The following is a 26,536-nucleotide window of genomic DNA, read 5'->3' on the forward strand; positions in this document are numbered from 1 at the left end:
CCTTGTTAAACAAACTGAAGAAAATTGATATTGAAATCACAGGGATCCTCCTGTTGTTCATGGTTATAAGCACATTGGTTGTACGCAGTGCTACTTACGGTGACTCGGATTATCCCAACTACGATACAAAGACGTTAATCTTCTACACTTTAGGCTTTATTGTCATGATTTGCGTCACGCTGTTCGATTATCGCGTACTCGTTAAAGGATCGCTACTCATCTACGGCATCGGGATTCTTTCCTTGATTGCCGTCTATTTTTTGGGCGAAAACATTAATGGCGCGCGGGGTTGGTTTCGGGTAGGCGCATTTCTGATCCAGCCGGCGGAATTTGTGAAGCTTGCCATCATTATAACCGTGGCTTATTTTTTACAAAAGAGACAAGGTGAACCGCTGCGAATCTTTGCGGATGTGATTCCCATCGGAATTGTGGTGTTTGTTCCTTTTGCTTTAGTCATGATTCAGCCCGACCTGGGGAATGCGGTTATTTATATCGTTATTCTGCTGGGCATGTTCTGGATCGGTAACATTAAATTATCGCATGCCACCATAGGTCTGTTAATTATGGGGGCGTTCCTAGGATCTTTTCTGTATGTATTCAATGCCTTCGGGCCGGAGATCAAGCAATATCTGAACGAACAAGATAAGGGACATTGGTACCAACGGATCAATACGTTCGTAAACCCTTCAGAAGCATCCAATGACGAGCAATACCAAGTTAGGAATTCGATGATTGCCATCGGATCCGGTTCCTTGACGGGGGACGGGTATATGAACGGTAATTCCAAGAACAAGCGGTTTATCCCGTTTGCTTACTCGGATTCCATCTTTGTCGTTATTGGGGAGGAGTTTGGTTTTGTCGGGGCTTCAGTGCTGTTGCTGCTGTACTTCTTGTTAATCTACAGGATGATTCTCATAGCTATTCAATGCAGGGAGCTCAGCGGGTCGTTCATCATTGTCGGGATCGTATCCATGTTCGTGTTCCAGATATTTGAGAACGTGGGTATGTTGATCGGACTTATGCCGTTGACAGGAATTACGTTGCCGTTCATCAGTTACGGCGGGTCATCCCTTCTCATTAATATGGCCTGTATCGGCATCGTCCTGAGCATTAAAGCTCATCAGGAAGCTTATTAGCCAAAGGAGAGAGATTATGAAGGAATATCATATCGGTTCAATGGCACAATACAACGAATTTCCGTCGGAAATTCAGGTTGGCAATGATTCCTATTATTTGTTGAAAGAAGGCACGACGCTCCGACTGGCTTCCCGCCAATGTCCCCACGCCGGCTATGAAGTCAGTTATGAATTCGGGGAGTTGGAATGTCCCTTGCACGGATGGACGTTTGATCTGGAAAACGGTGAATGCATCAATGTCGCAAGCAAAGGGTTGACATGCTTCCCGGTCGAGGACCGTCTTGGCGAATTATATGTGACTATCGATTAAGGGAGCCTCGGCTCTCTTTTTTTTATCCGAAAATTCATTCTCAAAGTAACGAACCAAGCTTTTCAATGGGTTTCCGACGGATATGCCCAGTGTTCTTTCCACATTTAGGGCGGCTTGCACCATGGATAGTTGCGCGACAGACAGACGCCGACGGGGTTCCGTCAACAGTAAAGTTTGCATGTAGTCCGTTAGCGTGTCGACATATTCTTGTTGTTTCCCTTGCATAATTAGATCAAATGTATTATCAATCACTTTTGCCTCGAAAAGTTGAGGTGATTTATGATGAGCATTCACATAGTGTTGAAGTCGTTGCATCGTGCCTTCTACCGTTGCCGGATTCGTAAATAGGAGAATTTGAGGTTCATTCTGGTCGGTAAGATCCCTAAAAAAGGGCTCATCCATCTTCATGATAGGTACGGAAGCAGAAAGTCGTTTCTCATCAAGAAGAGCGATATAATTTGTACAGGTAATGAATACGGCATCCACGTTAGTATGAATGATCCATTCTATTTGTTCATGAACTTTCTCTTGTGCCTTACGTAGGTTGAAATCAGGATCTGCCTTCATCCGGTTCATCAACCCGGGATCTACGAAATGAACAAATTCTATTGTGCCGCCTCCAAGTGCATCCTCAATATATGAAATATTGGAATGATGAGCATGTAAACACCCGATTTTCTTCTTCTGCATATCAGTACCACCTACCTGATTTTTCTTTTCATATTAACACCATACAGCTGATCCTCCAATAAATTATATGATTGTGCTCTCATATTACCTGGGAAATGTTCATAGAATTAATAGAAACAAGCCCTACAGAAAGAGGGAATTTCTATGGAAATTAAAGATAATGTTCGCCAACGCCGCCAAGAGCGTATTCGTTCACTCACAGAGCGTCATGAAGCACGAAATTCGTTTCGTTACCCGGTATATGCCGCTTTAGAGGCCATTCAGGAGGACAAGGAAGAAGAACCAAGGTTACCTTATCCTAATAACTATGGCTATATCACTCCAGAAGAGCCCGATCCGGAGCTGTTATGGAAGCAAGGCGAGAAACGGCGTTGGCTGGATACGGCAATGGGGACATCGGGACCTTATAAAGAATCCAATAAAGAATATACAAGGTGGAAGGAATGGAAAGAACCGCCTACAACCCTGCAGCTCCAGCGCAAACTAGTGTTGTGCGTAATATTGTTTGCAGCGGTTTGGGGTCTGTTTCAATGGGATCACCCCTTAGCTTTAAAGGGTCAACAAATGATTGATACAGCGCTTCATCAAAGCATGGATACTTCGAAAGCGGCGGCTTGGTATGAACAAACATTTGCCGGCACACCTGTGTTTTTACCTCTGTTTAATACGGAGGATAAAGCTCCGGCTGTCAAAGCGGATGGCAAAGTACAGGGAGCATTGATTGCGCCTGTCACGGGAGACATCATCCAATCTTTCGCCACCACCTTGAAGGGAATTGAAATTGATGCAGGCGCTCTGAAAGAAGTAGTGTCAATCGATACAGGCCGTGTCATTTACGCGAGCGAGACGAAAGGGCAAGGCTGGACCGTTGTCGTGCAACACGCCGATGGCCTGCAATCCTATTACAGTCGTCTGAGTGAAGCGTTCGTCACGAGTAATCATTGGATCGAAACCGGTGAAGCGATCGGCAAGACGGCCGCGAACGAGGTTGACCGGAAAGGTACGCTCTATTTTGCCATGAAACAGAACAAATCTTACGTGGATCCGACGGAGTGGATCTCTTTTGATTAAATGGATGGGTACGCAATACCGGTTTCACCCCCTGTTCGTGCTGCTTATGCTGTTATCCATGTTTACGGGATATTTCATGGAGCTCCTCATCCTGTTTGGCATCGTATTTATACACGAGATGGGGCATGTGGCCGCGGCCAAGTCGTTTGGATGGAATGTAACCGAGGTCATGCTGCTGCCTTTCGGGGGTGTGGCCGCAGTGGATGACGCCGGAGGAAAACCGGTTCTGCAAGATATTGCCGTAGCTTTAGCCGGGCCGCTCCAGAATGTGCTTATGGCAGGCTTAGCTTTGTGGTTTGAGGACAGAGGCTGGTGGACAACGGAGTGGACTCAGTATTTTGTAACGGCGAACATGATGATCGGAGGCTTTAATTTATTGCCCATACAACCGCTGGATGGCGGGCGCGTCATGCAGGCGCTGGTGAGTCTATGGATGTCCTATCATCGTACATTAATGGTTTGCGCTTGGATTGGACTGGCTTCCGGGGCGGGTGTTGTCATATACTCCTTATTCGGAACCGGCACGCATATTCATTTAAATTTACTGATTCTGGGGTTATTTCTTGTGTACTCAAACTGGTATGGTTATTTGCACGCGCCCTATTTTTTCTTAAGATATATGATGCATCGTGATCGACGGGCTTCATTGCTGGAGGAAAAAGGAGTGATCGCTCTTCCGATTGTCGTCAGGCCCACCCGTAAAATTGCCCACATCGTAAAATTGTTTAAACGGGATAAGTATCATCTGATTTATGTTATCAATGAGCAAGGAACGATTATGAAAGTGCTGCCTGAACAAAAGATTACGAGAAGCTATTATTTGGAAAACAAACCAAGCAGTGCAGTTTCTGAGCTTTTCATGTAAAATGAGAGAAACCTTTACGCGAAAATTTGCGTTTATGACTTTGAATAATAAGGTATGAATGTAGTAGAGACGGGAGGTGAAACGAACGGATGAATGAAATTGTCGTCCATTGCGGAGAAAACCAAACCGAAGTCGCTTTACTGGAGAACGGAATGCTTGCCGAATATTATGTGGAACGTCCTTCAGGGCGGACGGTTGCCGGCAACATTTATCGCGCGCGCGTAGTTAATGTACTTCCGGGCATGCAAGCGGCTTTCGTCGACATCGGTCTGCGGAAGAACGCTTTCTTATATGTGGACGACCTGCTCGATCCCCATTTGGAGAAGCAACCGAAAAGGAAGCCATCCATTACGGAATTGGTAAAGGAAGGGGATGAGCTCATCGTGCAGGTGACGAAGGAACCGTCGGGATCCAAGGGAGCCCGTGTCACTACGCACTACGCTCTGCCTGGACGATGTCTGGTTTATATGCCTTACGCCGATTATGTGGGTGTATCCCGAAAGCTCAGCAGCGAGGCAGAACGCAATCGTCTGAAGAACCTCGGGGAAATGCTCAGACAACCTGGAGAAGGCGTCATTCTGCGTACGGCTGCGGAAGGGGTTACGGAAGAGCTGGTAGCTCAGGATCTATCTTTTCTGCGCAAATTATGGAGCAGTATTCAGCTTCGCAAGGGCGAAGGAGTTGTGCCTTCTGAGCTGTATGGCGAACTTGACATAGTTCCGCGGCTGGTTAGGGATGCCTTCACGGAGAACGTAAATCTGATGATCATCGACCATCCGGTCAAATGTGCGGAGATTGTCGGTTTACTTCAAGGATTCGCGCCTGAGCTTGCTTCGCGAGTGAGAAAGGTTCCCGCGGAACAAATCCGGCAACGGTTATCGGCTGCGGAGAGAGAGTACGAGCGAATGATACAACGTAAAGTCGGGTTGGCTAACGGGGGTTACCTGGTCATTGACCAGACGGAGGCATTAACGGTTATCGACGTAAATACGGGCAAATACATAGGGAATGACAGCTTGGAGCTTACCGTATTCGACACCAATCTGGAAGCGGCCAGAGAGATTGCAAGGTTGTTAAGGCTTCGGGATATCGGCGGAATTGTAATTATTGATTTTATAGATATGGAGCAGGACAAGCACCGGGAAGAAGTGTTGAAGCGTCTGGAGTTGACCATGAAGAAAGACCGTTCGAAGCATCATGTCGTGGGCTGGACGAAACTAGGCTTAATTGAACTAACCCGGCGCAAAATACGCGAAAATCACTCCCATGGCAACAATGTTCCGTGTCCCGTCTGTAAAGGAAGCGGTAAACATACCGTAAGGGAACGCAGGGGATAAACTGCTATCATTTGGAATCTTCCAACCTGAATATAATGCGTTGCTTTATATAGATTGGTGTGTTAAGATGTTTTAGTGCGTGTTGCAAAACATGCTATAACCGCACGAACCGGGTTCCATAAGTATCCGTTCTTTAATAGAGACGAGTCACCCAGGCTAGGCGAGTCTGAGACATGAAGGAGGTGCAACGATGTACGCAATTATTGAAACAGGTGGAAAGCAGTACAAAGTTCAAGAGGGCGATGTTCTTTACATTGAGAAATTGAACGCTGCTGAAGGTGAGAACGTAACTTTCGACCGTGTATTGGTCGTTTCCAACGGTGAAGCCCTGACAACAGGAGCTCCATTGGTATCCGGCGCAAGTGTTTCCGCAACAATCGAGAAACACGGCAAAGGACAGAAGATTATCGTTTACAAATACAAAGCGAAGAAGAACTACCGTCGCAAGCAAGGTCACCGTCAACCGTACACGAAAGTGACGATTGGCAAGATCCAGGCGTAAGTTATGATCCAAGTTTTGATTCGTAGACGTCATGACGATCGGTTGATTACCGGATATACGGTCTCAGGACACGCATTCTTTGCGAATCCGGGGAACGATATCGTGTGCGCCGGTGTTTCGGCGGTCGCGGTAGGTACGGTGAACGCGATAGAAACGCTTACCGGGACAAGTTTAGGAACGGAGATGAACGAAGGTTTACTTCGTGTCATCATCCCTGAACTTGAGAACAGGGAGCGGGATCAAGTGCAACTGTTGCTGGAGTCTATGGTCGTCATGTTGAAGACGATAGAAGAATCCTACGGGAAACATATAAAGATCAAGCAAGACTAAACCAATCTTACAAGAAGGAGGTAGACCTAATATGTTACAATTAAATCTTCAGTTATTCGCATCCAAGAAGGGTGTAGGTTCCACGAAGAACGGACGTGATTCACATTCCAAGCGTCTTGGCGTTAAGCGTGCTGACGGCCAACTGGTTACAGGCGGAAGCATTCTTGTTCGTCAACGCGGAACGAAGATTCACCCGGGTAACAACGTGGGTATCGGATCTGACGACACTCTGTTCGCGAAAGTGGAAGGTGTTGTGAAATTCGAACGTTGGGGACGCGATCGCAAGAAAGTGAGCGTCTACCCTGTTGATGCTGCACCCGTTGCAGCAGCAGTAGAAGCGTAATATACGCTTGTTCAGCCCCTGGCGGTTTATCGTCAGGGGCTTTTGCTTTGCGACAAGGAACGTGGTGAATTCTTCCATCGTTCATGGTATACTGGGGATTGTTGTTTCACAATCAGGGGAAACGGAGAAATTCCGATGATGAATGCTGGATGGATTCGATACGTTTCTATAGGTTTGATCATAGCTGGGTTGCTCTTGTTTATGGCAGATCTGGACAAGCTATGGATTGATGCCATCGCCGCCACTGCGATTATTAGCGCATACGGGCTGCGTCTAAGCATGGAAGCAAGGACAAAGACGATTCAGAATGGTTCAGCCATCGCGAGCTGTTCAACAAAACGATTAATCACCACAGGCATGACTGGATGAATGAATTACAGGTGCTTTATGGATATATTAGGTTGAAGAAATATGATTCACTGCCCTTATATCTGGACAAAATAAGAGACAAGATGTTAAAGGAAAGTCAGCTGTCCAAGTTGGGTGAGCCCGACTTGGTGTTGTTTCTGCACTCATATCGTACACTGGGAGGCACGATGGAGCTGGAAGTGGATCCGGAGGAAGGGTTGGATCTTTCTCATTTGAAACTTCACCAATCGGAGCTGGGCGCCTGGATTACAGACGTTATAAAGTGGTTTCAGACCTCCACGAAACCCGGCGAAGATCACTTTCACCAGTTGAATGTAGAGTTGACTTTGGGCAATCATGAATTAACGGTTCACTATTCGTTCTCGGGTGAAATAGATGAACAACAGCTCCAATCGGCCATGAAGCGGCTCGTTTCGGAATACGAAAGTCTGGGGTTGCGATATTCCGTAACGGCCCAGCATGAAGAGGCCGATATTGCATTTGACGTGCCTTTTCATACATAGAGAGGTGAAGAGATGTTTGTAGATAAAGCTAAGATTAATGTAAAGGGCGGGGCCGGAGGTGACGGCATCGTTTCTTTCCGCAGAGAAAAGTACGTGGAACAAGGCGGACCCGCAGGGGGAGACGGCGGCAGAGGCGGCAGTGTGATCTTCCGGGTGGATGAAGGCTTGCGTACGCTGGTTGACTTTAAATACCAGAAGCATTTCAAAGCTGACCGCGGGGAACGCGGAGGAACGAAGACTATGCATGGCGCTAATGCGGAGAATATGATTGTTCGGATTCCTCCGGGCACAGTCATCATCAATGATGACACCCAGGAAATCATCGCGGATTTGACGCGGCATGGGCAAGAAGTGGTGGTTGCCCGCGGCGGACGCGGCGGACGCGGCAACACCCGCTTTGCTTCACCGAGTACACCCGCGCCATACATCGCCGAGAAAGGCGAAGAGGGCGACGAGCGTTGGATCGTGCTCGAGCTTAAAGTAATGGCGGATGTGGGGCTGGTCGGGTTTCCCAGCGTCGGCAAGTCGACGCTGCTTTCCGTCGTATCCGGGGCTCGCCCCAAGATCGGCGCATATCATTTCACAACGATCACACCGAATCTGGGTGTAGTCGATGTGGGGAACGGCAAAAGCTTTGTGATGGCCGATTTGCCGGGATTGATTGAAGGCGCGCACGAAGGCGTCGGATTGGGCCATGAGTTCCTGCGTCATGTCGAACGGACACGCGTAATTCTCCATGTTATTGACATGGCGGCAACGGATGGACGGGACCCCTATGAGGATTATGTGCAGATTAATGAGGAGCTCAGACTTTATAATGCGAAGCTGTCAGATCGCCCGCAGATCGTGGCGGCAAACAAGATGGACATGCCGGAAAGCGCGGAGCATCTGATCGCCTTTAAAGAGAAAATGCAAGAGGCGGGACACGGGGATGTGGAAATTTTCGAAATGTCCACGGTAACGAAGCAAGGCGTGCAAGAAGCGCTTTACCGTTTAGCAGAATTGCTGGATACCATCGCGGAAGCTCCGGTTGTTGAGGAAGTGTCCGCTGTAGAAGAACGAAAAATCTACAAAATGGAACCTAAAGGCGCAATCAACGAGTTCACCATACGCCGTGAGAATGAAATGTACGTCGTTGAAAGCAGCAGTCTGGAGAATTTCATTAACCGATACAACCTCAATCAGGAAGACGTGTTGCAGCGCTTCGCAACCATTATGCGACGTATGGGTGTGGAGAACGAACTTCGCTCACGCGGAGCTGTGGACGGAACCATTGTGCGCATTGGCAGTTATGAATTTGAATTTGTTGAGTATGATTAGAAGTATTAAACAACATATGCAGGGAATGGGCAACCTAACCAAGGTTGTCCTTTTTTGTATTAGGGGAACAACAAACAATCAATCGAACAGGTTGATCTTAAGAACACTTCGATGTATTATATATGTTATATAACTTGACATGAAATACAATTATTAAATGAATACATCAAATTTAAGTCAATTAATATGACATTCACTTATGATCAACGGAGGAATGCAGCATGAAGCCATGGATTCGTACGGTGCTTCCGGGCAAGAATGAACCAAGACCTCTGACTTACGACGAGGCGGTTGCCGCGGCACATGCCATCGCCCGAGGCGAAGCCACAGATGCGCAAACCGCTTCTCTGTTAACGGCATTGCGGATGCGCGGAGAGACGGATGAGGAGATTGGCGCTTTCGTTGATGTGTTCCGCAAATACACGCTCCCTTTCGCCTCGTTCTCCGAATCCTACCTTACGGTGGAAGGAGCAAGCCGACACTCGCGTTTTCCGGTAAGTTTCGCCGTGTCTTTGCTGCTTGCTTCCGTCGGTATTCCGCTGGCGATTCAAGGCGGTGCTGATCACGGGTTTGGTGAAGGTTATACCTATGGAGAATTACTTCGTGAACTGGGTATTGAGATACATGCGGATAATGCAACGTGGGAGCATCACTTTGCCGCCTTAAGAATCGGGTACATTTCTTCGGAGCAAGCTTGTCCTCCGTTTGCTTCCCTCCAAGCTATACAAGGACAATTAGGCGTTTGTACAGTGGCGGAAACCGTTGAGAAAATGCTGAATCCTCTGCAGTCGCACACATTGATTACAGGTGTGAAAGACAAGGCCACATTCCGTCAATATGACGCGGTATTTCCTAAAGTGGGCTTCAAGACAGCTTACTTCATCCAAGGTCATGACGGTTCGGAGGATGTCCCGTTGCATAAAGGCAGTACGATTCGCAAAGTTTGCGAGGGGGTGGAGCAATCCTTGGTCGTTGACCCGATTACTTTCGGTTTTCAGGGAGAACCCCTTGTGAAACGTTCCAAGTTACAACAGAAGGAAGGGTTCCTCCGCATCTTGAAAGGGCATGATTCGCCCGATTTGGCTCTGGAACGGGATCATATTATATTTAATACAGGACTGAGATTATTCTGGTTTGAGCGTGTCGGGTCCTACGAGGAAGGGTTTCAATTGGCCAAAATGCTTCTACAGAGACGCGAAGGAGAGAAACAGCTGGTGAAATGGTCTGAGATGGCCAAGGAAATGAATACTGCGGAGAAGACCAAGAAAGCGAACTAAGAGGCTTCTCTGAAACACGAAACTCCTGATCGCGCTATGCGGTTGGGTTTTTATTTTTTGTCAGAAGCCTATTGTAAGATGTTCACTTCTTCTATATAATTGTCCTCTATAGGCATACAAAAGTATTTATGGGGAGGACGAATTGAAGCGTGCAGGAATCGAAACATCCCTATTATCTCGTGCGTGAAGACTTGCTTCCGGAAGCTGTGCTGAAGACGATGCAGGCCAAGGACTTGCTGAATCGGGGAGAAGTTCGAACCATCCACGAGGCCGTGGATCGGGTAGGGCTCAGCCGAAGCGCATTTTACAAGTACAAAGACGGGATCTTTACGCTTAACAAGCTGGAACGGGAACGAATCGTCACGATCTCCATGGATTTGGAGCACCGATCCGGGATTCTCTCTAAAGTGTTGGGACTGGTAGCGGATTTTGAAGGAAACGTGCTGACGATTAACCAAACCATACCGTTGCAGGGACTTGCCAATGTGGTCATTTCGGTGGATACTTCTTTTATGGTAGACCGATTGTCCTTGCTGCTCGATACTCTGGAATTGCAGGATGGCGTAAAGAAAGCTCATGTCATCGGACAAGGATAAATGCATGATGTTGTGCGATACATTCACGAAACGGGACATACATATTTACACTTTGAGAGGGGTTAAACAGGATGAAGGAAATCAAGGTTGGTTTATTGGGACTGGGAACAGTAGGAACGGGTGTTGTTCGGATCGTGGAAGGCCATCATGAGGAGTTGTACGGTCAAGTCGGTTCTCCGATTGTGATCGAGAAAATATTGGTACAAGACCGCGCCAAGAGCAGATCGATTGCCATTTCCGCCGATAAACTCACAGAGGATCCGTGGGATGTCATCAACCACCCGGATATCGACGTCATTGTTGAGGTGATGGGGGGAGTTGAACAGACGAAAACTTACATCTTGGCCGCTCTTGAGCAAGGGAAGCATATTGTCACAGCGAACAAGGATCTAATGGCTGTGCATGGCTCTGAAATTTTGGCTAAAGCGAAGGAAAACGGTTGCGACGTGCTGTATGAAGCAAGCGTTGCGGGCGGGATCCCAATTATCCGAACGCTGTCCGAAGGCTTCTCGTCCGATCGAATTACGAAGATTATGGGCATCGTGAACGGAACAACAAATTATATTCTTACGAAGATGAGTCAGGAAGGCGCCGCTTACGAAGACGTGCTTAAAGAGGCGCAAGATCTTGGCTATGCGGAAGCGGATCCTACTTCGGACGTTGAAGGATTGGACGCCGCGCGCAAGATGACCATCTTATCCACTTTAGGTTTTCATGCGAACGTTTCTCTTGAAGACGTTGAGGTTAAGGGTATTTCTCAAGTAACAAAAGAGGAAATCCTTTACGGCAAACGACTTGGATATGAAGTGAAGTTGCTCGGGATCGCGGAACGTCAGGACGACTTTATCTCTGTAAGTGTTCAGCCGACCATGGTGAAGCAATCCCACCCGCTGGCTTCCGTGAACGGGGTTTTCAATGCCGTTTATGTGTATGGCGAGGCGGTTGGCGAGACGATGTTCTACGGACCGGGAGCGGGCGAATTACCGACCGCAACTTCAGTTGTGGCGGACTTGGTGGCTGTGGTCAAGAATTTGAAGCTGGGCGTAAACGGCCAACGGGTGCCGGCTCCTTACAAGGTGAAGAAGTTGAAGACGGATGAGCAGATCGCATCCAAGTATTTTGTACTGTTACATGTTGCGGATAAAGCGGGTGTGCTTGCGCAAATAACACAGGTGTTCGCGCAATTTGAAGTAAGTCTGGAATCGGTGCTTCAGCAGCCGAATCCGAATAACCCTTCCGCCGAAATTATCATTATTACGCATGATGCCAGCAAAGCCTATATGAATCAAGTGTTGAAGCATTTCCAAGGCATGGAAGTGATTGACGAGATTAAGAGCGTATACCGTGTTGAAGGTTAAGAAAAGAACATCAGGATGATTCTTTGTGTCGAAAAGTAGTATACGGAAGGTGTATTCATAATGAACAGAGCGAAAGTGCGTGTGAAAGTGCCGGCAAGTACGGCCAATCTGGGGCCGGGATTCGATACGCTGGGCATGGCTTTAAATGTATATGCATGGATCGAGATGGCGGTTGCCGAACGGACGGTCATCCGTCTGTATGGTGAACAGATGGATGGGGTGCCGACGGATAAGACCAATCTCATTTACAAAGTAGCACAGCAAGTGTTTCGTGCCGCGGGTGAAACCTATCCTGAGCTTGAAATATCGATGTACAGCGACATCCCGCTCACTCGGGGCATGGGAAGCAGCGCGTCGGCCATCGTTGGCGCTCTGACCGCGGCAAACGCCTTAATCGGCAACAAACTGTCGACGAATCACCTGTTCCGCATGGCGACGGAGCTCGAGGACCATCCCGATAACGTCGGGGCGTCTCTGTTCGGCGGCATCGTTGTTGCGAGCTGGGACGGCGAGCGGGCGGATGCAATCCGTCTCGAGCCGCATCCGCAGCTCGAAGTGATGGTCGCCATTCCGGAGTTCAAGCTGGCGACGGAAAAGGCGCGGTTGGTGCTGCCGCAGCAGATCACGATGCGCGACGCGGTGTACAACGTCGCGCACTCGTCGCTGCTCGTAGCAGCTTTGGCCGCAGGCCGCCTGGACATGATCCGGCATGCGATGCAAGACCGGCTGCATCAGCCGTATCGGGCATCGCTGATCCCGGGCATGGACACGATCTTGGCCGAAGCGACCGATCACGGGGCGCTCGGCGTGGCGCTCAGCGGCGCGGGACCGACGCTGCTTGCGCTCGTAGACGCGCAAGAGGCGCGTCAAGCGGAGCTCGAGCAGTTCCTGCTCGGAACGCTGGCGTCCCATGGAATCGAGGCCCGTACGTTGCGGTTGAAGCCGGAGCTTTCAGGGGTCCAGACATATGTTGAAGGCTCTTTAGAGATGGCTCTTCCGTTCAAGGACTTGTGGAAAGACGGTGTAAACGCATGAAGAGGTTTGCTTTATTAGGCCCCGGAACCTTCTCCGAAGAGGCTGCGAGATATTTATTGGATAACGGGAAAGAATCGGTGGAACTTGTGCATCATCGGTTAATTTCGGATGTGTTTCTTTCTACGGTAAACGGGGAAACGGACTACAGTATCATCCCTGTGGAGAACACCATTGAGGGATCGGTGAGCCTGCATCTGGATTGGCTTGTACATGAAGTGAACTTGCCCATTCAGGCGGAATGGGTGTTCCCCATTACGATGAACCTGATCGGTTTTAAGGAGGAATTGCCGTTGCTCCCGGGTGATTCCCTGGATGAGAAGCTGCGAGGCATGACCACGGTGGCTTCCCATCCTACGGCCCTTGCTCAATGCAGACAGTTTCTTCGCGCGCAGATGCCGCAAGCGGATCTTCATGAAACAGGAACAACCGCCGAAGGCGCCCACTTCGTCAAAGACAACGGACCGGGCAAAGGCTACGCCGCTGTCGGAACGAAATCCGCTGCGCGGCTGCATGGCCTGGATATTCTGTTTGAACAGATACAGGATCATAACAATAATTTCACGCGCTTTGTTCTAGTCGGCGCGGAACCGGTGCACCTGGACAAGCCTAATGAACAGAAAACCAGCATTCTGGTTACGCTGCCTGAGGATTTTCCGGGCGCTCTGCACCAGGTTCTCTCGGCATTCGCCTGGCGCCGGATTAACTTGATCAAGATCGAGTCGCGTCCGACGAAGAAGATGCTGGGCAGCTACTATTTCTATATTGATATCGAAGCTCCGATGGACAGCGTGCTGCTGCCTGCGGCATTGGCCGAAATCGAGGCGCTCGGCTGTCAGGTTCGCGTAATGGGCTCTTATCCCAGCTACACTTACATCGGAAGTTAAGACCAGACTACATAACGGAGGTCGGCGCCCATGGCTCAGGTCATTTATCTGAACGGCAAGTATGTAACGAAAGAGGAAGCCGTTGTTTCGGTATACGATCATGGGTTTCTTTATGGTGACGGAATCTTTGAAGGAATTCGCGTGTACGGCGGCAACATCTTTAAATGCAGAGAGCATCTGGACCGTCTGTACGATTCCGCTAAGTCCATCATGCTGGATATCCCGCTAACACAAGAAGAGATGGAGCAAGCCTTGATTGAGACGATTCGCTTAAATGCGTTGCCGGACGGCTATATTCGGTTGATCGTATCCCGCGGTACGGGGAATCTGGGGCTGGATCCGAGAAGGTGTCCTGTGGCTTCCGTCATCATCATTGTGGAACAGCTTGCGATTTACCCGGTGGAAGCTTACCTGAACGGCCTGAAGACGGTCTCCGTTTCCACGGCCCGTAACATTCCGAACGCGTTAAATCCGAAGATCAAGTCGCTCAATTATTTGAACAACATCTTGGTGAAAATTCAGGCTAATCTTGCCGATGTCGGCGAAGCGATTATGTTGAATGCTCAAGGATATGTGGCGGAGGGCTCCAGTGATAACATTTTTATTGTTAAAAAAGGCACGATCTATACCCCGCCATGTTATATCGGCGCTTTAGAGGGCATTACCAGGGCGGCGATTATGGAGCTTGCGGAGCAATACGGTTATAAGCTTAAGGAGGAGCCTTTCACCCTGCATGACGTGTATGTGGCGGATGAGGTGTTCTTCACCGGGACAGCCGCGGAAGTGATCGCCGTGAGGGAAGTGGACGGTCGGGTGATCGGATCAGGGCAAGCCGGGCCTGTGACGACACATCTGATGGAAGAATTCCGCAAAATCGTCTTTGTGGACGGGGTGCAGGTGTTCTAATCTTAGAATCTTAAATGGACAACCCTCGAATTCGAAATTCGGGGGTTATTTTATTTATTTTGCGCGAAAATAGAGGTCAAACGCCCATGGGCTGCATACACTGTATCATATGTCTATCGACTTATGGGAGGTTTACGCGTGAAAATTCATATCGTTAAATCAGGGGACACGTTGTATGAATTGTCCAAAAAATACGGCGTCGAACTGCAAGACATGATTAAGGCTAACCCTCAACTGGAAGATCCGAATGTGCTCGATGTCGGCATGAAAATAAGGATTCCGATGAAGACGAAGCCTATCGAAAAGCCTGTATATGATACGGCCTTTGTGCACTCCGTTGTGCAAGGTGATTCTCTGTATAAGCTGGGCAAAAAGTACAATGTGCCGTTGGTCGATATGATTGGCGCGAACCCGCAGCTGAAGAACATTAATGCGCTTCTTTATGGAGAGAAGGTCAATGTTCCGAAAGTGAAGCCTTCCGTTGCAGCGGGTACGGATTCAGATGACGAGGTGCCTGCGGGAGCGCATTCGCCCGTGGTAAGTCCCCAGGCGGATCTGCCTGAAGGCTTGGAAACAGACGGCGGCATGTTGGGGTCGACCCAGGTCCCGCTTACGCCCGATCTACCCGGTCAAGCTCAAACGCTCTTTGCCCAGAACCAAGTGCCTGCGGTAGAAGCGATGTCGTTCTATGATATGCCTAAGGTTCCGGAGTTACAGTATGACAGCTGGAACACGGAGAGTTATTCCGCCCCGGGCAGTGCGCAAGAAACCGAAGCATCCGTACAGAGCGCCGAATACATGCAGCAAAATCCGATGATGTCGGGCGGCGGCTTCTCCATGGCGGAGAGCGTGCCGATGTTGCAGGGGGAGCAGCCTGCGTTCTATGGCGGGTTGACCCCGCAGCCTCAACCGTACTATCCTATGGCGCAGATGATACAGCCTATGTCAACATGCTGCGCAGAGAGTTCCTACGGGATGCCTGCATACTACGGTTATCCTACCCCGATGGAGCCTTTCCCTTTTGCCGAGCAGCAACCATACGGGTTCTCGCCTACTCCTTACGGAGGGTATCCGATGACGGATCCTTACGGGATGCCATATGATCCCATGACCATGAGCTCTTATGGCCAGATGAATCCCTATCCCAATATTAGTCCTTACGCTAACCCTAATCCGTATTCCGGTATTAGTCCCTTCGGTTCGATGAATCCACAATCCAATATCAGCCCTGCAGATCAAGCCAATATTGCCAACGCGGTTTCTCCAGCCGATAAAAGTTTGCTCAGGGACGAAACCGAGGAATACGGGGCTGAGGAAGAGCCTATAGAAACCAAGGGTTCAACAACGAAACGGCCTAAGTCCAAGCGACAGAAGGAATCCGAAGTGCTCAAAGCCTTTATCAGCGTTCCCAAAAGGCAAAGACGTTCGAATCCGACTTTAATCGCAGCGAAACCCAAAGCCAAGATCAACGCGCCTTGGACCAATTTCTGAACCAGGATGAATATATTCAAGGACACAACCGTTTTTACGGTCGTGTTCTTTTTTGTGTTTTCACCCTATGCGTCCGTATCGTATAACCTGTCTCCCCCTGGGCAAAATATGTAAAAGTACCAACATCATTAACTAAGATACAGAGGGGATCCATGTGAACAACATGAATTTGTACAAGCAGTTGAGAAAACGTCTCCGCAGGGCGCGTCGTTCTCTAGTTTTAGGGGCAGTCCTTGTTGCTGTTTGTTTGATGTGGATGTCAGCCCAAGGGAATGTGATGACATGGCGGAACACGGATGTGTTTGCTCCGGATCGAGAGGAGAAGAAGGACGATGCTAAAGCGGTGACAGCGGACACCATTCAAGCTTTAAGCCGGATTTCGGGAACTTTGAACGTAGTCATGGATAAATTGTATATATGCGGTACCGAAAGCACTTCCCTGGGTTCCATGGAGGCGAATCAGATCATTTCCTTGCTGGCCGAAAATCCGCATTGGACCGCGATGCTTCAAGAGGACGGCTCCATGCACGTGACAGAGCGGATTCAGGATCTTTCCCCGACTTGCAAAAACAATGCATACATCGGTGTGGACGACCAAGGGAACCTAACTTTGTATGATGCGGAAACCGGGCGTAAGGAAGCCGTAAGAACATTTTTTCAACTCGATGTGCGCCAAATGGAAAGCAGTTTGCCTCGGCAGACATTACAGGAGTTATATTCGGGAATCAAAATTAATGACGTTGATGAATATAACAGCGTCTTGTCCACGTTCAGTGACTTCGCGATGGAGGAACAAACGACGCGGGTGATGAGTCCGGGCGTTTAACGGCACTTCGGGGTAATCCGTATTCTGCATTCTCATCCCCGCTCATATCTGATATAATGAACAAGTGAACACATATGTTCGCTTGTTTTTGTTTGTTTTTTGGGAGTGTCTGGATTTAGGATAGGGGAGAAGAATTTTGAGGATTCTAGGCATTGACCCGGGGATTGCCATCGTGGGCTTTGGATTTATCGACAAGATCGGCAATAAGGTCGTACCTGTCCAATACGGATGTATTCAAACCGAAGCGCATACGGATCCGGAAGTTCGGTTGCTTGAAGTTTATAACGCAACCGCGCAACTTATGGATAAATATAAGCCTGACGCAGTCGCCTTTGAGAAGCTGTTCTTTAATCGCAATGTTACTACCGCATTTACTGTAGCGCAGGCAAGGGGCGTGATGATTCTGGCAGCGGTCCAGCGCGGGTTACCGATTGGGGAATATACACCGTTACAAGTGAAACAAGCGGTTGTGGGCTATGGCAAGGCGGAGAAGAAACAGGTTCAGGAGATGGTAAAGATGTTTCTGCACTTGCAGGCCGCGCCCAAGCCGGATGATGTGGCGGACGCATTGGCTGTGGCCATTTGCCACGCGCATTCTTCGACGTTACTACAGAAAGTGAAAGAGGTACATAAGAGATGATTGATTTTTTGCGCGGACGCGTGGCGCACCGCGAGACGGAATATATTGTAATGGACGTACAAGGGGTGGGCTACAGGGTGTTCTGTCCGAACCCTTACGCCATTGGCTTGAAGGGTGAAGCCGAAACGATCGTATACATTCATCACAGCGTAAGGGAAGATGCCATCCTTCTGTTTGGATTTCCCGCTCGCGAAGAGCAGACCTTGTTCCGCCGGCTGTTGGATGTTTCCGGAATCGGACCGCGTGTAGCCCTTGGTATCCTTGCGGGAGGTAAGCCCGACGCGGTGGTCGCGGCCATTCAGCAAGAGAATGTAACGTTCCTGACCAAGCTTCCAGGGATTGGTAAGAAGACGGCCCAACGGATGATTCTCGACTTAAAGGACAAGCTCGATGCTATGCCCCCGGCCGGTATGGAAATTGCAAGCGGCTCCGAAGGAACCGGTTCCGACAGCAGGCTGGATTATGCCGGCGGCAACGCCTGGTATGAAGCCAAGGAAGCTCTAATGGCGTTGGGTTATTCCGAAACTGAGACAGATCGGGCATGGAGCTCAATTAAGAACAAGGTGGACGGGGAGAACGACGGTGTTGACGTGATTATGAAGAAGGCGCTGCAGGCTCTTTTTTCGGGGTAGAGACATGATTGCAGTGATGAGTATTACGATTTTGACTAGACAGGAGGTGACCTGACCATGGAAGACCGGATCATCTCGGCTAATTTGATGATGGAGGACCAAGTGGCCGAGTTTAGTCTCCGTCCCCGCTACCTGGCGGAATATATCGGCCAGGGACAAGTGAAGGACAATCTGAAGGTGTTTATAGAAGCGGCCAAACTTCGGCAGGAAGCACTGGATCATGTGCTGCTCTATGGCCCGCCGGGCTTGGGAAAGACGACGTTGTCCAATATTATCGCGAATGAATTGGGCGTTAACATAAGGACGACCTCCGGACCTGCCATAGAGCGCCCCGGCGACTTGGCGGCAATCTTGACGAACCTTCAGGAAGGCGATGTGTTATTTATTGATGAGATTCATCGTCTTCATCGAACCGTGGAGGAGGTACTCTACCCGGCGATGGAGGATTTCGCGCTGGATATCATTATCGGGAAGGGTCCCAGCGCGCGATCTGTGCGGTTGGATCTGCCAGCCTTCACATTAATCGGAGCTACTACTCGCGCAGGACTGCTGTCTGCGCCGCTTCGTGACCGGTTCGGTGTTGTTGCAAGACTAGAATTCTACACAGTTGATGAATTATCCTATATTGTCAGCCGCGCGGCCGATATTCTGCAAGTCCAAATCGTGGGCGAAGCGGCACATGAGATTGGCATGCGTTCCCGCGGAACACCGAGGATTGCGAACAGACTCTTGAAGAGGGTTCGGGATTTCGCGCAAGTCCGGGGTGACGGTGTAATCACGCTGGATCTGGCACAGAGCGCGCTGAGCCTGATCCAGGTGGACGGGCTCGGGTTGGATCAGATCGATCATAAGATGTTGACCGCCATCATCCAATCCTTCCGCGGAGGCCCTGTAGGACTGGATACGATTGCTGCAACGATCGGGGAAGAAAGCCAGACCATTGAAGATGTGTACGAGCCCTATTTATTGCAGATCGGATTTCTGCAACGCACGCCGAGGGGCCGCGCCGTCACTCCGCTGGCTTACCGCCATCTCGGTTTGCCGGTTCCAGGCGATACGGTCGGAAGCAACTAGACCTGCTCTTGCACAACCATACTCAGGGAGGCGGAATGCAGATGAACAGATTCGGGAAACGAGACAAACTTGCCAAGTGGGGGATGGTTGCCGTCGTCGCTGCGGTGATAACCGGCGGGTTTACACCCATTGCCGGTCCGTCAGAAGCAGTTGCGGCGATCCCTAAGATGAGCAACATACGTGTAGCTTTACTTGGCGATTATACGGCGACTTACAAGAACAGCGTCCCAGCCGTAACATTATCCGCTGTCGGCGGACTTCAGATCGGCTCAAGAGAGGGTACTGGCATTGTTCCGTTGAGTAACACAACAGACGGTAAAGCGGTGCGCTTCAGCTTAAATTCTTACGGCGCCCAGCTGTTGGAAACAGCTGATTTCGCCGCTGCCCAAGCTTTATATAAGAAGATTTCAGCCGCCGAGATGCCGGCACTTCTTGGGATAAGTAAATCCGGACGGCAGATGTACCAAGTAACTGTCGGTCCGTATGCGAATGTTCAGGATGCCACAAAGGCAATGTCCCGTTTGTCGGGAAGCAGCGTGTTGCAGGGGCTGTTAATCCCGGCCGAAACGAAACTGACCGGACCTTTGTACGCTTCAGCCGGCGTGTACGCCACAGAATCGGAAGCTGAAACTCAATTAGCGGCCGTCAGCGGAACCGGGGTTGACGCTTCTGTAGTTATTCAAACCACGCCCGAGGGCGCAGCGCAGTATGCCGTATGGTTTGGCAGAGCAGCGGACTTGACTGCTTTAGAAGAAGCCAAAGCTAAGGTGTTGTCGCTCGGGATGCCTCCGGAAACCGTCTCTGCGGCGGATGTAAGTCAGCCTTATTTGATCAAACAGACAGATTTGTCTTCAATCACAACACCCGGGGAGGGTTTAACCCGATATGCAATCCCTACGGGGGGATCCAAGATTTGGGTTTCATCCGCACAGCCGGGGATCACACTTAAGGAAAAGTCCAACCGGATTTATCGCGGCGCCTTTGAGCTTTCCCAATATAATTATAAATTAGCTGCAGTTAATGAGCTTCCTATGGAACAGTATTTATACGGAGTGGTGTCCGCCGAGCTGGGAGCCGGCTGGCCTGCCGAAGCGCTGAAAGCTCAGGCCGTTGCAGCTCGTACTTATGCGGTGCGTAAAGGCACGGCCTACAAAATCGCGAATATTTCGGATACGACGCTGGATCAAGCCTATTACGGCATGAAAGGCGAATTCCCCGCGGCATTGGCGGGAGTTGAAGCTACAGCGGGCGAAGTTATTACGGACGTGAAAGGTTCACTGATCGAACCTTTATACTATTCCAACAGCGGAGGGAAAACCGCCGATGCATCCGAGGTATGGAATAACCAGCTGCCTTACTTACATAGCGTGACGAGTCCTGATGACGGACCGCAAAGAAGCTTGCCGCTATGGGACCGTGTGATTACAGAAGAGGGACGTGTAGGTTATATTCGAGCTGACCTGTTGCAAGCCTCCGGAGACAAGAATGAAGCGGGATTGAATCTTTCGGTCATTTCGAGCGATAATGCGAATTTGCGTAATCTGCCATATGTAGACGATGTGAACAATCCGTCCATCGTGAAGCTCAGTAAAGGCGCTAAAGTGGTTTCATTAGGCCGAACTTCGCAGTCCAATCCTTATCAATGGCTGCGTGGCCCCTACACTCCGGATCAGGTTGCGGGTTACATGAAGGGGAAGACAACTTCTCCTTCGCCAGGAATACCGCATACTTTGGAAGTCACTAAACGCGGGCCGTCCGGTCGTGTAACAGAAATGGCGGCGAACGGTCAACCGGTGCTGGTGAAGTATCCCGATTTATACCGAACATTGTTTAACAGCTTGCCCAGCACGATGTTTAGCGTTGAAGAAACAGGCCGGATGACGGTGCTTGGCGCGGGGGGCCAAACCTCCGAGCGCAACGGCAGCGGGAACGCTTTGGTTGTACAAAGTGCGGCGGGCGCTACCGTTGTTAACAATCCGTATTTTGTAATTATGAACGGTGAGCAAGGGGTCAGGGCGGCCAGCTTGGATGCGCGTTATCTTTTTGCGGGTAACGGTTACGGCCACGGCTTGGGGATGTCCCAGTACGGTGCCAAAGCATTGGCCGAAACGGGGTATGACTACTCCCAAATACTGAAATACTACTATAAAGACGTAAGTATAGTTAAGGAATGAGTAACGACTATGAATGTGGAACAATTTGATTTTGACTTACCGGAAGAGCTTATCGCTCAAACTCCCCTGTTGCAGCGTACTGAGTCTCGGCTATTGGCATTAAATAAGCGAACCGGAGCGATCGAACACGGTACGTTCACGCAGCTGCTGAATTATCTGCAATCCGGTGATACGTTGGTACTGAATGATACACGAGTCCTCCCTGCCCGGTTATTAGGTGTTAAGGCGGATACGGGCGCTAAAGCCGAAGTGTTGCTGCTAAAGAACACGGAAGGCGATACATGGGAGGCGTTGGTGAAACCCGGAAAACGTGTGAAGAAAGGAACCGTTCTTCACTTCGGCGCGGATTCGGAAGCGCCTTTGCTTCTAGCTGAGGTAACAGAAGAAGGCGAAATGGGCGCAAGAACACTGCGTTTCGAGTACCAAGGGATTTTCCATGAATTACTTGATCAACTTGGTCAGATGCCGCTTCCTCCTTATATTAAAGAGCAGTTAGAGGATCAGGAGCGATACCAGACGGTATATGCCAAGCATCGGGGATCAGCCGCGGCGCCCACTGCGGGTCTTCACTTTACGGAGGCGTTCCTCAATGAAATCCGCAGCCGAGGGGTTACGATCGCAAGCGTCACGTTGCATGTAGGCTTGGGGACGTTCCGTCCTGTATCCGCGGAGCGGGTGGAAGAGCATGAAATGCATCATGAGTATTACGAAGTCTCTCAAGAAACGGCGGAAGTACTTAACGATACACGCGTACGGGGCGGACGTGTGGTTGCTGTAGGCACCACATCCGCCAGAACGCTGGAGACGGTCGCGCGCCGTTACGGGGACAGCGCTGTTCAGGCTTGCTCGGGCTGGACTAACATCTTTATGTACCCGGGGTACGAATTTCAACTGGTGGATGCGCTGCTCACGAATTTTCACTTGCCCAAGTCCACGCTGGTGATGTTAGTCAGCGCTCTGGCAGGGCGGGAGCTCACGATGAAAGCTTATGAGGCAGCTATTCAGGAGCGTTACCGCTTCTTTAGTTTCGGCGACGCGATGTTTATTTACGAATAAGAGAAAAGAGGTACGGAATTGGCTGCAGTAACCTACGAACATATTAAGACTTGTAAACAATCAGGAGCCCGACTGGGCAGAGTGCATACGCCTCACGGTATTATTGAAACGCCGACGTTCATGCCGGTGGGAACCCAAGCGACGGTAAAGACCATGAGTCCCGAAGAACTCAAAGAGATGGATGCCCATATTATATTAAGCAATACATACCATCTCTTCCTGCGTCCCGGACATGATCTCATTAAAGAGGCCGGCGGACTTCATAAATTCATGAATTGGGATCGCCCGATTCTCACAGACAGCGGCGGATTTCAGGTGTTTTCTCTGAGCGATATGCGCAAAATCACGGAAGAAGGCGTATCGTTTAAGTCTCACTTGAACGGAGATAAGTTATTCATTTCCCCCGAAGTGGCGATGGAGATTCAGAACGCTTTGGGATCTGATATTATGATGGCATTCGATGAGTGTCCGCCTTTTCCCGCGGAGAAGGAATACGTCAGGAAGTCAACGGAACGGACAAGCCGTTGGGCCGAGCGGTGTTTGGAAAGTCATGCCCGTCCGGACGATCAAGCTCTGTTCGCGATTGTGCAAGGCGGCATGCATGAGGATCTCCGGAAGCAAAGCGCATTGGATTTGACTTCCATGGATTTCCCGGGGTATGCTATTGGTGGACTGAGTGTCGGCGAGCCGAAGCACTTGATGTATGAAGTACTGGAGCACACCGTTCCCTTATTGCCGGCCAATAAACCCCGGTACTTAATGGGCGTGGGTTCTCCGGATGCTTTAATAGACGGTGCGATTCGGGGAATCGACATGTTTGACTGCGTCCTTCCGACAAGGATTGCCCGCAACGGGACAACGATGACCAGCTCCGGCCGGCTCGTGGTAAGAAACGCGCAATACGCACGTGATTTCGGACCTCTGGATCCGAAATGCGATTGCTACACATGCCGCAATTACTCCCGTGCTTATTTAAGGCATCTGATCAAGGCGGACGAGACGTTTGGGCTGCGCCTCACAACGTATCATAACCTGCATTTCCTGCTAAATTTGATGCGTAACGTGAGACAAGCCATCCGTGAAGATCGACTTCTGGATTTCCGGGAAGAGTTCTTCACAGAATATGGTCTACACGATAATGATAAAGGTTTCTAGGAGGGTCTCACATGAATTTATTAGTAGCGGCAGAAGAACCTGCAGGGTTGTTCGGCGGAGGTATCGGAGCATTTCTTCCTTTGATTCTCATGTTCGCGGTATTTTACTTCTTACTGATTCGCCCGCAGCAGAAGAAACAGAAGCAACGCAACTCCATGTTATCCGCAATCAAGAAAGGTGATAAAGTCGTCACCATTGGCGGTTTACACGGTACTGTGCTTGAAATGAATGAAGATACGGTTGTGCTTCGTGTGAACGACGCAACGAAGTTGACGTTCGACCGCAGCGCGGTCAACACAATCGTGAGCAGCGCGCCTGCCGCATCGGTTACACCTTCGTTAACGAAAGAAGATTAATGTAAATGAAAGAGTGCCGAGCAGGAATCCACATTCCGGCTCGGCACTCTTTTTTGATATTTTAATTTTCACTGACCTTTTGCCGTGAACGCACCGATGTTCCAAGCTGCAGCTCACCCATATACTCGGTACGGGCTGCAAGCTTCATGCCAAGGGTCGCGGCTGTTACCGCTAAGGCTACCCCGCCCAGCATATCCACAAACCAGTGAATGCCAAGATAGAAGATGGAGAAGAGCACTAATAGAGCACTAACGCCTGTAATCCACTTCCACACTCGGTTTCCGCTTTGATATGCCAGAAGAGCTACTGTGACGGAAATAGAGGTATGCAGACTAGGGAAGCAATTGTTAAGTCCGGATAAGGGTCTGTAATCCTGCTCAAATGATGGGAAAATGCTCGGTATGAGGAAGTCCACATGCGGATGGAAATACCAAACTTCATTGACCGGCAGGAACAGATAGAACGGAATAGCCACGATATAGTTAGTCATGATTGCGTAGCAGGTGGCATAGAACATCTTATGTTTACCCGTTCCCGTATAGATGATAAGAGAAGCGATCATCAAAGCCGGAAATACGATTACGTATATAAAGGTAAGCAGATAAGTCAAGTTCGGGTTTAAGAACGTGTGTTGAATCCAATACACCAAGTCGCCTTCAATGGAATGAAACAGATTCGCGTAATCATACGGGACGCCCAGCGTAGATTCAACTTTCATTTCCAGTTTGTTCAGGTAAAGAATCAATAACAATGCGCCGAAGTGCAATAGGAATTTGCGTGAAGTCATTAGCTGCTTTATAAATTGGATAACCGAAATATGCGGAACCATCCGGGTAGCAACCCAGACAAACACCAACACAACGAGTGTGGTGAATAGCGATATATGTGACATAGACTGGAATACAAACATGGTGTGATCCTCCTTGAGTAAAGCGTATGGCTACAAAAACTTTATTATTATACCATACTTCAAGAGGGATCGAAATCGCAGTTATTTCCTGAGATTCACCCCGAACATTCCGCCTAGCGCCCCCATAAGGAATGAGCCGACTGTCATCAAGAGTGTGTTCAAGGAAAGACCTGCGTCAAAACCAAGAAAACCGACAATAAAGATAAAAATTCCGTATAACAGTCCCGTCAGTCCTCCGTAATACCAGCCTTTATGCCCAGCCTGCTTTCCCGCGGAAATCCCTCCGAACAACAAGGATAAGCCATGAACAATATAAGTATACATAGGTAATGACTCTTCTTTCATTCCTCCAAACGTGACAAACAAAGATAAAATCAATGTGCCTGCCGTAAGCCAAGCTAGACTGGTGACGAGTCCGGACAGCAGGGGCGAAGTCATGCGAACCTGATTAACTTTTGTACTCATCGTATGGATCGGATTCATGAGAATACCCTCCTTGACGCGATGCGCCTTAATATAAGTCAACTTACAGACGTCTGTTCACAACATGTCTATGGTGTATCCGACGGAAATAGTACAGGCGTCTGACGCGTTTTCCCAACATTTTCACGGAATTGCCGTGCATCAGAGCAACAGCCGCCGCTCACAATACAAAGGATATTCTTCCAAGGGAGGAGGCCGGTTTCTGTGGGCTTGTGGATTATAATCGGACGAACACTGTTTATTTATTTCTTTGTCTTCATCATGCTGCGAGTTATGGGGAAACGTGAGATCGGAAAGTTATCGGTATTTGATTTAGTGATTTCAATTATGATTGCTGAAATTGCGGTTATGGTTCTGGAAGACGAGGATATTTCCCTTTTCCTCGGGGTTGTGCCGATGATCACGCTGGTATTCATTCAAGTGCTGATTGCCTTCATTACTTTGAAAAGCCGCAAGCTCCGGCAATGGTTCGACGGGAAGCCTTCCTTGCTGATCGAGAATGGAAAGCTAAACCGAAGCGAAATGCAGAGACAGCGCTACAACCTGGACGATCTGCTTCTCCAACTGAGAGAAAACCGTATTAACAATGTGGCTGACGTGGAATTCGCTATTTTGGAAACGTCGGGAAAATTAACGGTAGTTCCGAAGGAAGTCCGCGCCTTTAAGGATCGTAATCAAGGGTTGCCCGAGCAACGAAAATTCCCGTTTCGTTACGAGGGATTGCCGATGGCATTAATTATGGACGGAAAAGTACAGGATGAAAATCTGACAAAAATTGGCCAGACCCGGTTCTGGTTGAAAAATAAATTGCAAGAACAAGGCGTGACCGATTTCAAAAAAGTATTTCTGTGCTCTGTGGATTATAAGGGCAAGCTCTATATTGATCGCAAAAAATAAGGGTGCAAGC

The 26,536-nt window shown here is 49.4% G+C and carries 30 protein-coding genes and 1 other annotated feature; of the genes, 27 read left to right on the forward strand and 3 right to left on the reverse strand.

Features of this window, described 5'->3' with window-relative positions; all coding sequences use genetic code 11:
- The first annotated feature begins 2 nt into the window (after window positions 1-2).
- Together SY83_RS13830 and SY83_RS13835 are read left to right on the forward strand one after the other, a co-directional pair.
- Window positions 3-1,136, forward strand: coding sequence for an FtsW/RodA/SpoVE family cell cycle protein (locus tag SY83_RS13830; protein WP_068607440.1), 1,134 nt, complete (start codon window positions 3-5; stop codon window positions 1,134-1,136).
- A gap of 16 nt (window positions 1,137-1,152) precedes the next feature.
- Entirely contained in the window at window positions 1,153-1,446 is a 294-nt protein-coding gene (locus SY83_RS13835) for a Rieske (2Fe-2S) protein (protein WP_068607443.1), read from the forward strand.
- Here the strand turns inward: SY83_RS13835 and SY83_RS13840 are convergent.
- On the reverse strand, window positions 1,426-2,136 hold the full coding sequence (locus SY83_RS13840) for a hypothetical protein (protein ID WP_068607445.1): 711 nt from the start codon (window positions 2,134-2,136) through the stop codon (window positions 1,426-1,428). The genes SY83_RS13835 and SY83_RS13840 overlap by 21 nt on opposite strands.
- A gap of 144 nt (window positions 2,137-2,280) precedes the next feature.
- Between SY83_RS13840 and SY83_RS13845 the strand changes: the two genes are divergently transcribed.
- From SY83_RS13845 to yajC, 24 genes are all read left to right on the forward strand, one after another.
- Complete coding sequence (locus SY83_RS13845) at window positions 2,281-3,207, forward strand: M23 family metallopeptidase (RefSeq protein ID WP_068607447.1); 927 nt, start codon at window positions 2,281-2,283, stop codon at window positions 3,205-3,207.
- On the forward strand, window positions 3,200-4,072 hold the full coding sequence (locus tag SY83_RS13850) for a M50 family metallopeptidase (protein ID WP_082882531.1): 873 nt from the start codon (window positions 3,200-3,202) through the stop codon (window positions 4,070-4,072). The genes SY83_RS13845 and SY83_RS13850 overlap by 8 nt, the downstream gene beginning before the upstream one ends.
- Before the next feature lie 89 nt (window positions 4,073-4,161).
- Window positions 4,162-5,409: an Rne/Rng family ribonuclease gene (locus SY83_RS13855; RefSeq protein WP_068607449.1), complete on the forward strand. Its 1,248-nt coding sequence runs from the start codon at window positions 4,162-4,164 to the stop codon at window positions 5,407-5,409.
- A gap of 88 nt (window positions 5,410-5,497) precedes the next feature.
- Window positions 5,498-5,587: a sequence feature (ribosomal protein L21 leader region), on the forward strand.
- Between the two features lie 12 nt (window positions 5,588-5,599).
- A complete protein-coding gene (gene rplU, locus SY83_RS13860; protein WP_068607451.1) occupies window positions 5,600-5,911 on the forward strand; it encodes a 50S ribosomal protein L21 in 312 nt (103 codons plus the stop codon).
- 3 nt (window positions 5,912-5,914) lie between these two features.
- Window positions 5,915-6,241, forward strand: coding sequence for a ribosomal-processing cysteine protease Prp (locus SY83_RS13865; protein ID WP_068607453.1), 327 nt, complete (start codon window positions 5,915-5,917; stop codon window positions 6,239-6,241).
- Between the two features lie 31 nt (window positions 6,242-6,272).
- A complete protein-coding gene (rpmA, locus tag SY83_RS13870; RefSeq protein WP_068607455.1) occupies window positions 6,273-6,584 on the forward strand; it encodes a 50S ribosomal protein L27 in 312 nt (103 codons plus the stop codon).
- A 135-nt stretch (window positions 6,585-6,719) separates the two neighbouring features.
- The gene (locus SY83_RS13875) at window positions 6,720-6,953 is read left to right on the forward strand and encodes a hypothetical protein (protein ID WP_068607457.1); all 234 of its coding nucleotides are present in this window, start codon (window positions 6,720-6,722) and stop codon (window positions 6,951-6,953) included.
- Window positions 6,950-7,456 (forward strand): Spo0B domain-containing protein, encoded by a 507-nt coding sequence (locus SY83_RS13880; protein ID WP_068607459.1) that lies wholly within the window; start codon window positions 6,950-6,952, stop codon window positions 7,454-7,456. Before SY83_RS13875 ends, SY83_RS13880 begins: the two co-directional genes overlap by 4 nt.
- A 12-nt stretch (window positions 7,457-7,468) precedes the next feature.
- Window positions 7,469-8,776: a GTPase ObgE gene (gene obgE, locus SY83_RS13885; protein ID WP_068607461.1), complete on the forward strand. Its 1,308-nt coding sequence runs from the start codon at window positions 7,469-7,471 to the stop codon at window positions 8,774-8,776.
- Between the two features lie 221 nt (window positions 8,777-8,997).
- Window positions 8,998-10,053 (forward strand): anthranilate phosphoribosyltransferase, encoded by a 1,056-nt coding sequence (locus SY83_RS13890; protein WP_068607463.1) that lies wholly within the window; start codon window positions 8,998-9,000, stop codon window positions 10,051-10,053.
- 149 nt (window positions 10,054-10,202) lie between these two features.
- Window positions 10,203-10,649 (forward strand): ACT domain-containing protein, encoded by a 447-nt coding sequence (locus SY83_RS13895; RefSeq protein ID WP_082882533.1) that lies wholly within the window; start codon window positions 10,203-10,205, stop codon window positions 10,647-10,649.
- A 71-nt stretch (window positions 10,650-10,720) separates the two neighbouring features.
- Window positions 10,721-12,007, forward strand: coding sequence for a homoserine dehydrogenase (locus SY83_RS13900; RefSeq protein WP_068607465.1), 1,287 nt, complete (start codon window positions 10,721-10,723; stop codon window positions 12,005-12,007).
- Between the two features lie 60 nt (window positions 12,008-12,067).
- Window positions 12,068-13,042 carry a homoserine kinase gene (gene thrB, locus SY83_RS13905; RefSeq protein WP_068607467.1) on the forward strand — a complete coding sequence of 325 codons (975 nt, stop codon included), beginning with the start codon at window positions 12,068-12,070 and terminating at the stop codon, window positions 13,040-13,042.
- Window positions 13,039-13,926, forward strand: a complete 888-nt coding sequence (pheA, locus tag SY83_RS13910; protein WP_068607469.1) for a prephenate dehydratase — start codon at window positions 13,039-13,041, stop codon at window positions 13,924-13,926. The genes thrB and pheA overlap by 4 nt, the downstream gene beginning before the upstream one ends.
- A gap of 30 nt (window positions 13,927-13,956) precedes the next feature.
- Complete coding sequence (gene ilvE, locus SY83_RS13915) at window positions 13,957-14,832, forward strand: branched-chain-amino-acid transaminase (RefSeq protein WP_068607471.1); 876 nt, start codon at window positions 13,957-13,959, stop codon at window positions 14,830-14,832.
- 138 nt (window positions 14,833-14,970) lie between these two features.
- Window positions 14,971-16,323 (forward strand): LysM peptidoglycan-binding domain-containing protein, encoded by a 1,353-nt coding sequence (locus SY83_RS13920; protein ID WP_068607472.1) that lies wholly within the window; start codon window positions 14,971-14,973, stop codon window positions 16,321-16,323.
- Between the two features lie 277 nt (window positions 16,324-16,600).
- Entirely contained in the window at window positions 16,601-17,149 is a 549-nt protein-coding gene (locus SY83_RS13925; RefSeq protein ID WP_197479860.1) for a BofC C-terminal domain-containing protein, read from the forward strand.
- Between the two features lie 136 nt (window positions 17,150-17,285).
- Complete coding sequence (ruvC, locus tag SY83_RS13930; RefSeq protein WP_068607474.1) at window positions 17,286-17,789, forward strand: crossover junction endodeoxyribonuclease RuvC; 504 nt, start codon at window positions 17,286-17,288, stop codon at window positions 17,787-17,789.
- Entirely contained in the window at window positions 17,786-18,421 is a 636-nt protein-coding gene (ruvA, locus tag SY83_RS13935; protein WP_068607476.1) for a Holliday junction branch migration protein RuvA, read from the forward strand. The genes ruvC and ruvA overlap by 4 nt, the downstream gene beginning before the upstream one ends.
- A 57-nt stretch (window positions 18,422-18,478) precedes the next feature.
- On the forward strand, window positions 18,479-19,495 hold the full coding sequence (gene ruvB / locus SY83_RS13940) for a Holliday junction branch migration DNA helicase RuvB (protein WP_068607478.1): 1,017 nt from the start codon (window positions 18,479-18,481) through the stop codon (window positions 19,493-19,495).
- A gap of 41 nt (window positions 19,496-19,536) precedes the next feature.
- Window positions 19,537-21,669 carry a SpoIID/LytB domain-containing protein gene (locus SY83_RS13945; RefSeq protein WP_068607480.1) on the forward strand — a complete coding sequence of 711 codons (2,133 nt, stop codon included), beginning with the start codon at window positions 19,537-19,539 and terminating at the stop codon, window positions 21,667-21,669.
- A 9-nt stretch (window positions 21,670-21,678) separates the two neighbouring features.
- Entirely contained in the window at window positions 21,679-22,725 is a 1,047-nt protein-coding gene (queA, locus tag SY83_RS13950; protein WP_068607482.1) for a tRNA preQ1(34) S-adenosylmethionine ribosyltransferase-isomerase QueA, read from the forward strand.
- A gap of 18 nt (window positions 22,726-22,743) precedes the next feature.
- Complete coding sequence (gene tgt / locus SY83_RS13955; RefSeq protein ID WP_068607484.1) at window positions 22,744-23,880, forward strand: tRNA guanosine(34) transglycosylase Tgt; 1,137 nt, start codon at window positions 22,744-22,746, stop codon at window positions 23,878-23,880.
- A gap of 11 nt (window positions 23,881-23,891) precedes the next feature.
- Entirely contained in the window at window positions 23,892-24,236 is a 345-nt protein-coding gene (gene yajC / locus SY83_RS13960) for a preprotein translocase subunit YajC (RefSeq protein WP_068607486.1), read from the forward strand.
- Window positions 24,237-24,297: 61 nt separating this feature from the next.
- Here yajC and SY83_RS13965 read toward each other — a convergent pair whose 3' ends face one another.
- Both SY83_RS13965 and SY83_RS13970 read right to left on the reverse strand, forming a co-directional pair.
- Window positions 24,298-25,146: a phosphatase PAP2 family protein gene (locus SY83_RS13965; protein WP_068607488.1), complete on the reverse strand. Its 849-nt coding sequence runs from the start codon at window positions 25,144-25,146 to the stop codon at window positions 24,298-24,300.
- A gap of 81 nt (window positions 25,147-25,227) precedes the next feature.
- Window positions 25,228-25,629, reverse strand: a complete 402-nt coding sequence (locus tag SY83_RS13970) for a TIGR04086 family membrane protein (protein WP_068607491.1) — start codon at window positions 25,627-25,629, stop codon at window positions 25,228-25,230.
- Between the two features lie 261 nt (window positions 25,630-25,890).
- Between SY83_RS13970 and SY83_RS13975 the strand changes: the two genes are divergently transcribed.
- On the forward strand, window positions 25,891-26,526 hold the full coding sequence (locus SY83_RS13975; protein ID WP_068611107.1) for a DUF421 domain-containing protein: 636 nt from the start codon (window positions 25,891-25,893) through the stop codon (window positions 26,524-26,526).
- Window positions 26,527-26,536: the final 10 nt, after the last annotated feature.

Source organism: Paenibacillus swuensis (genome assembly GCF_001644605.1).
GTDB lineage: Bacteria > Bacillota > Bacilli > Paenibacillales > DY6 > Paenibacillus_N > Paenibacillus_N swuensis.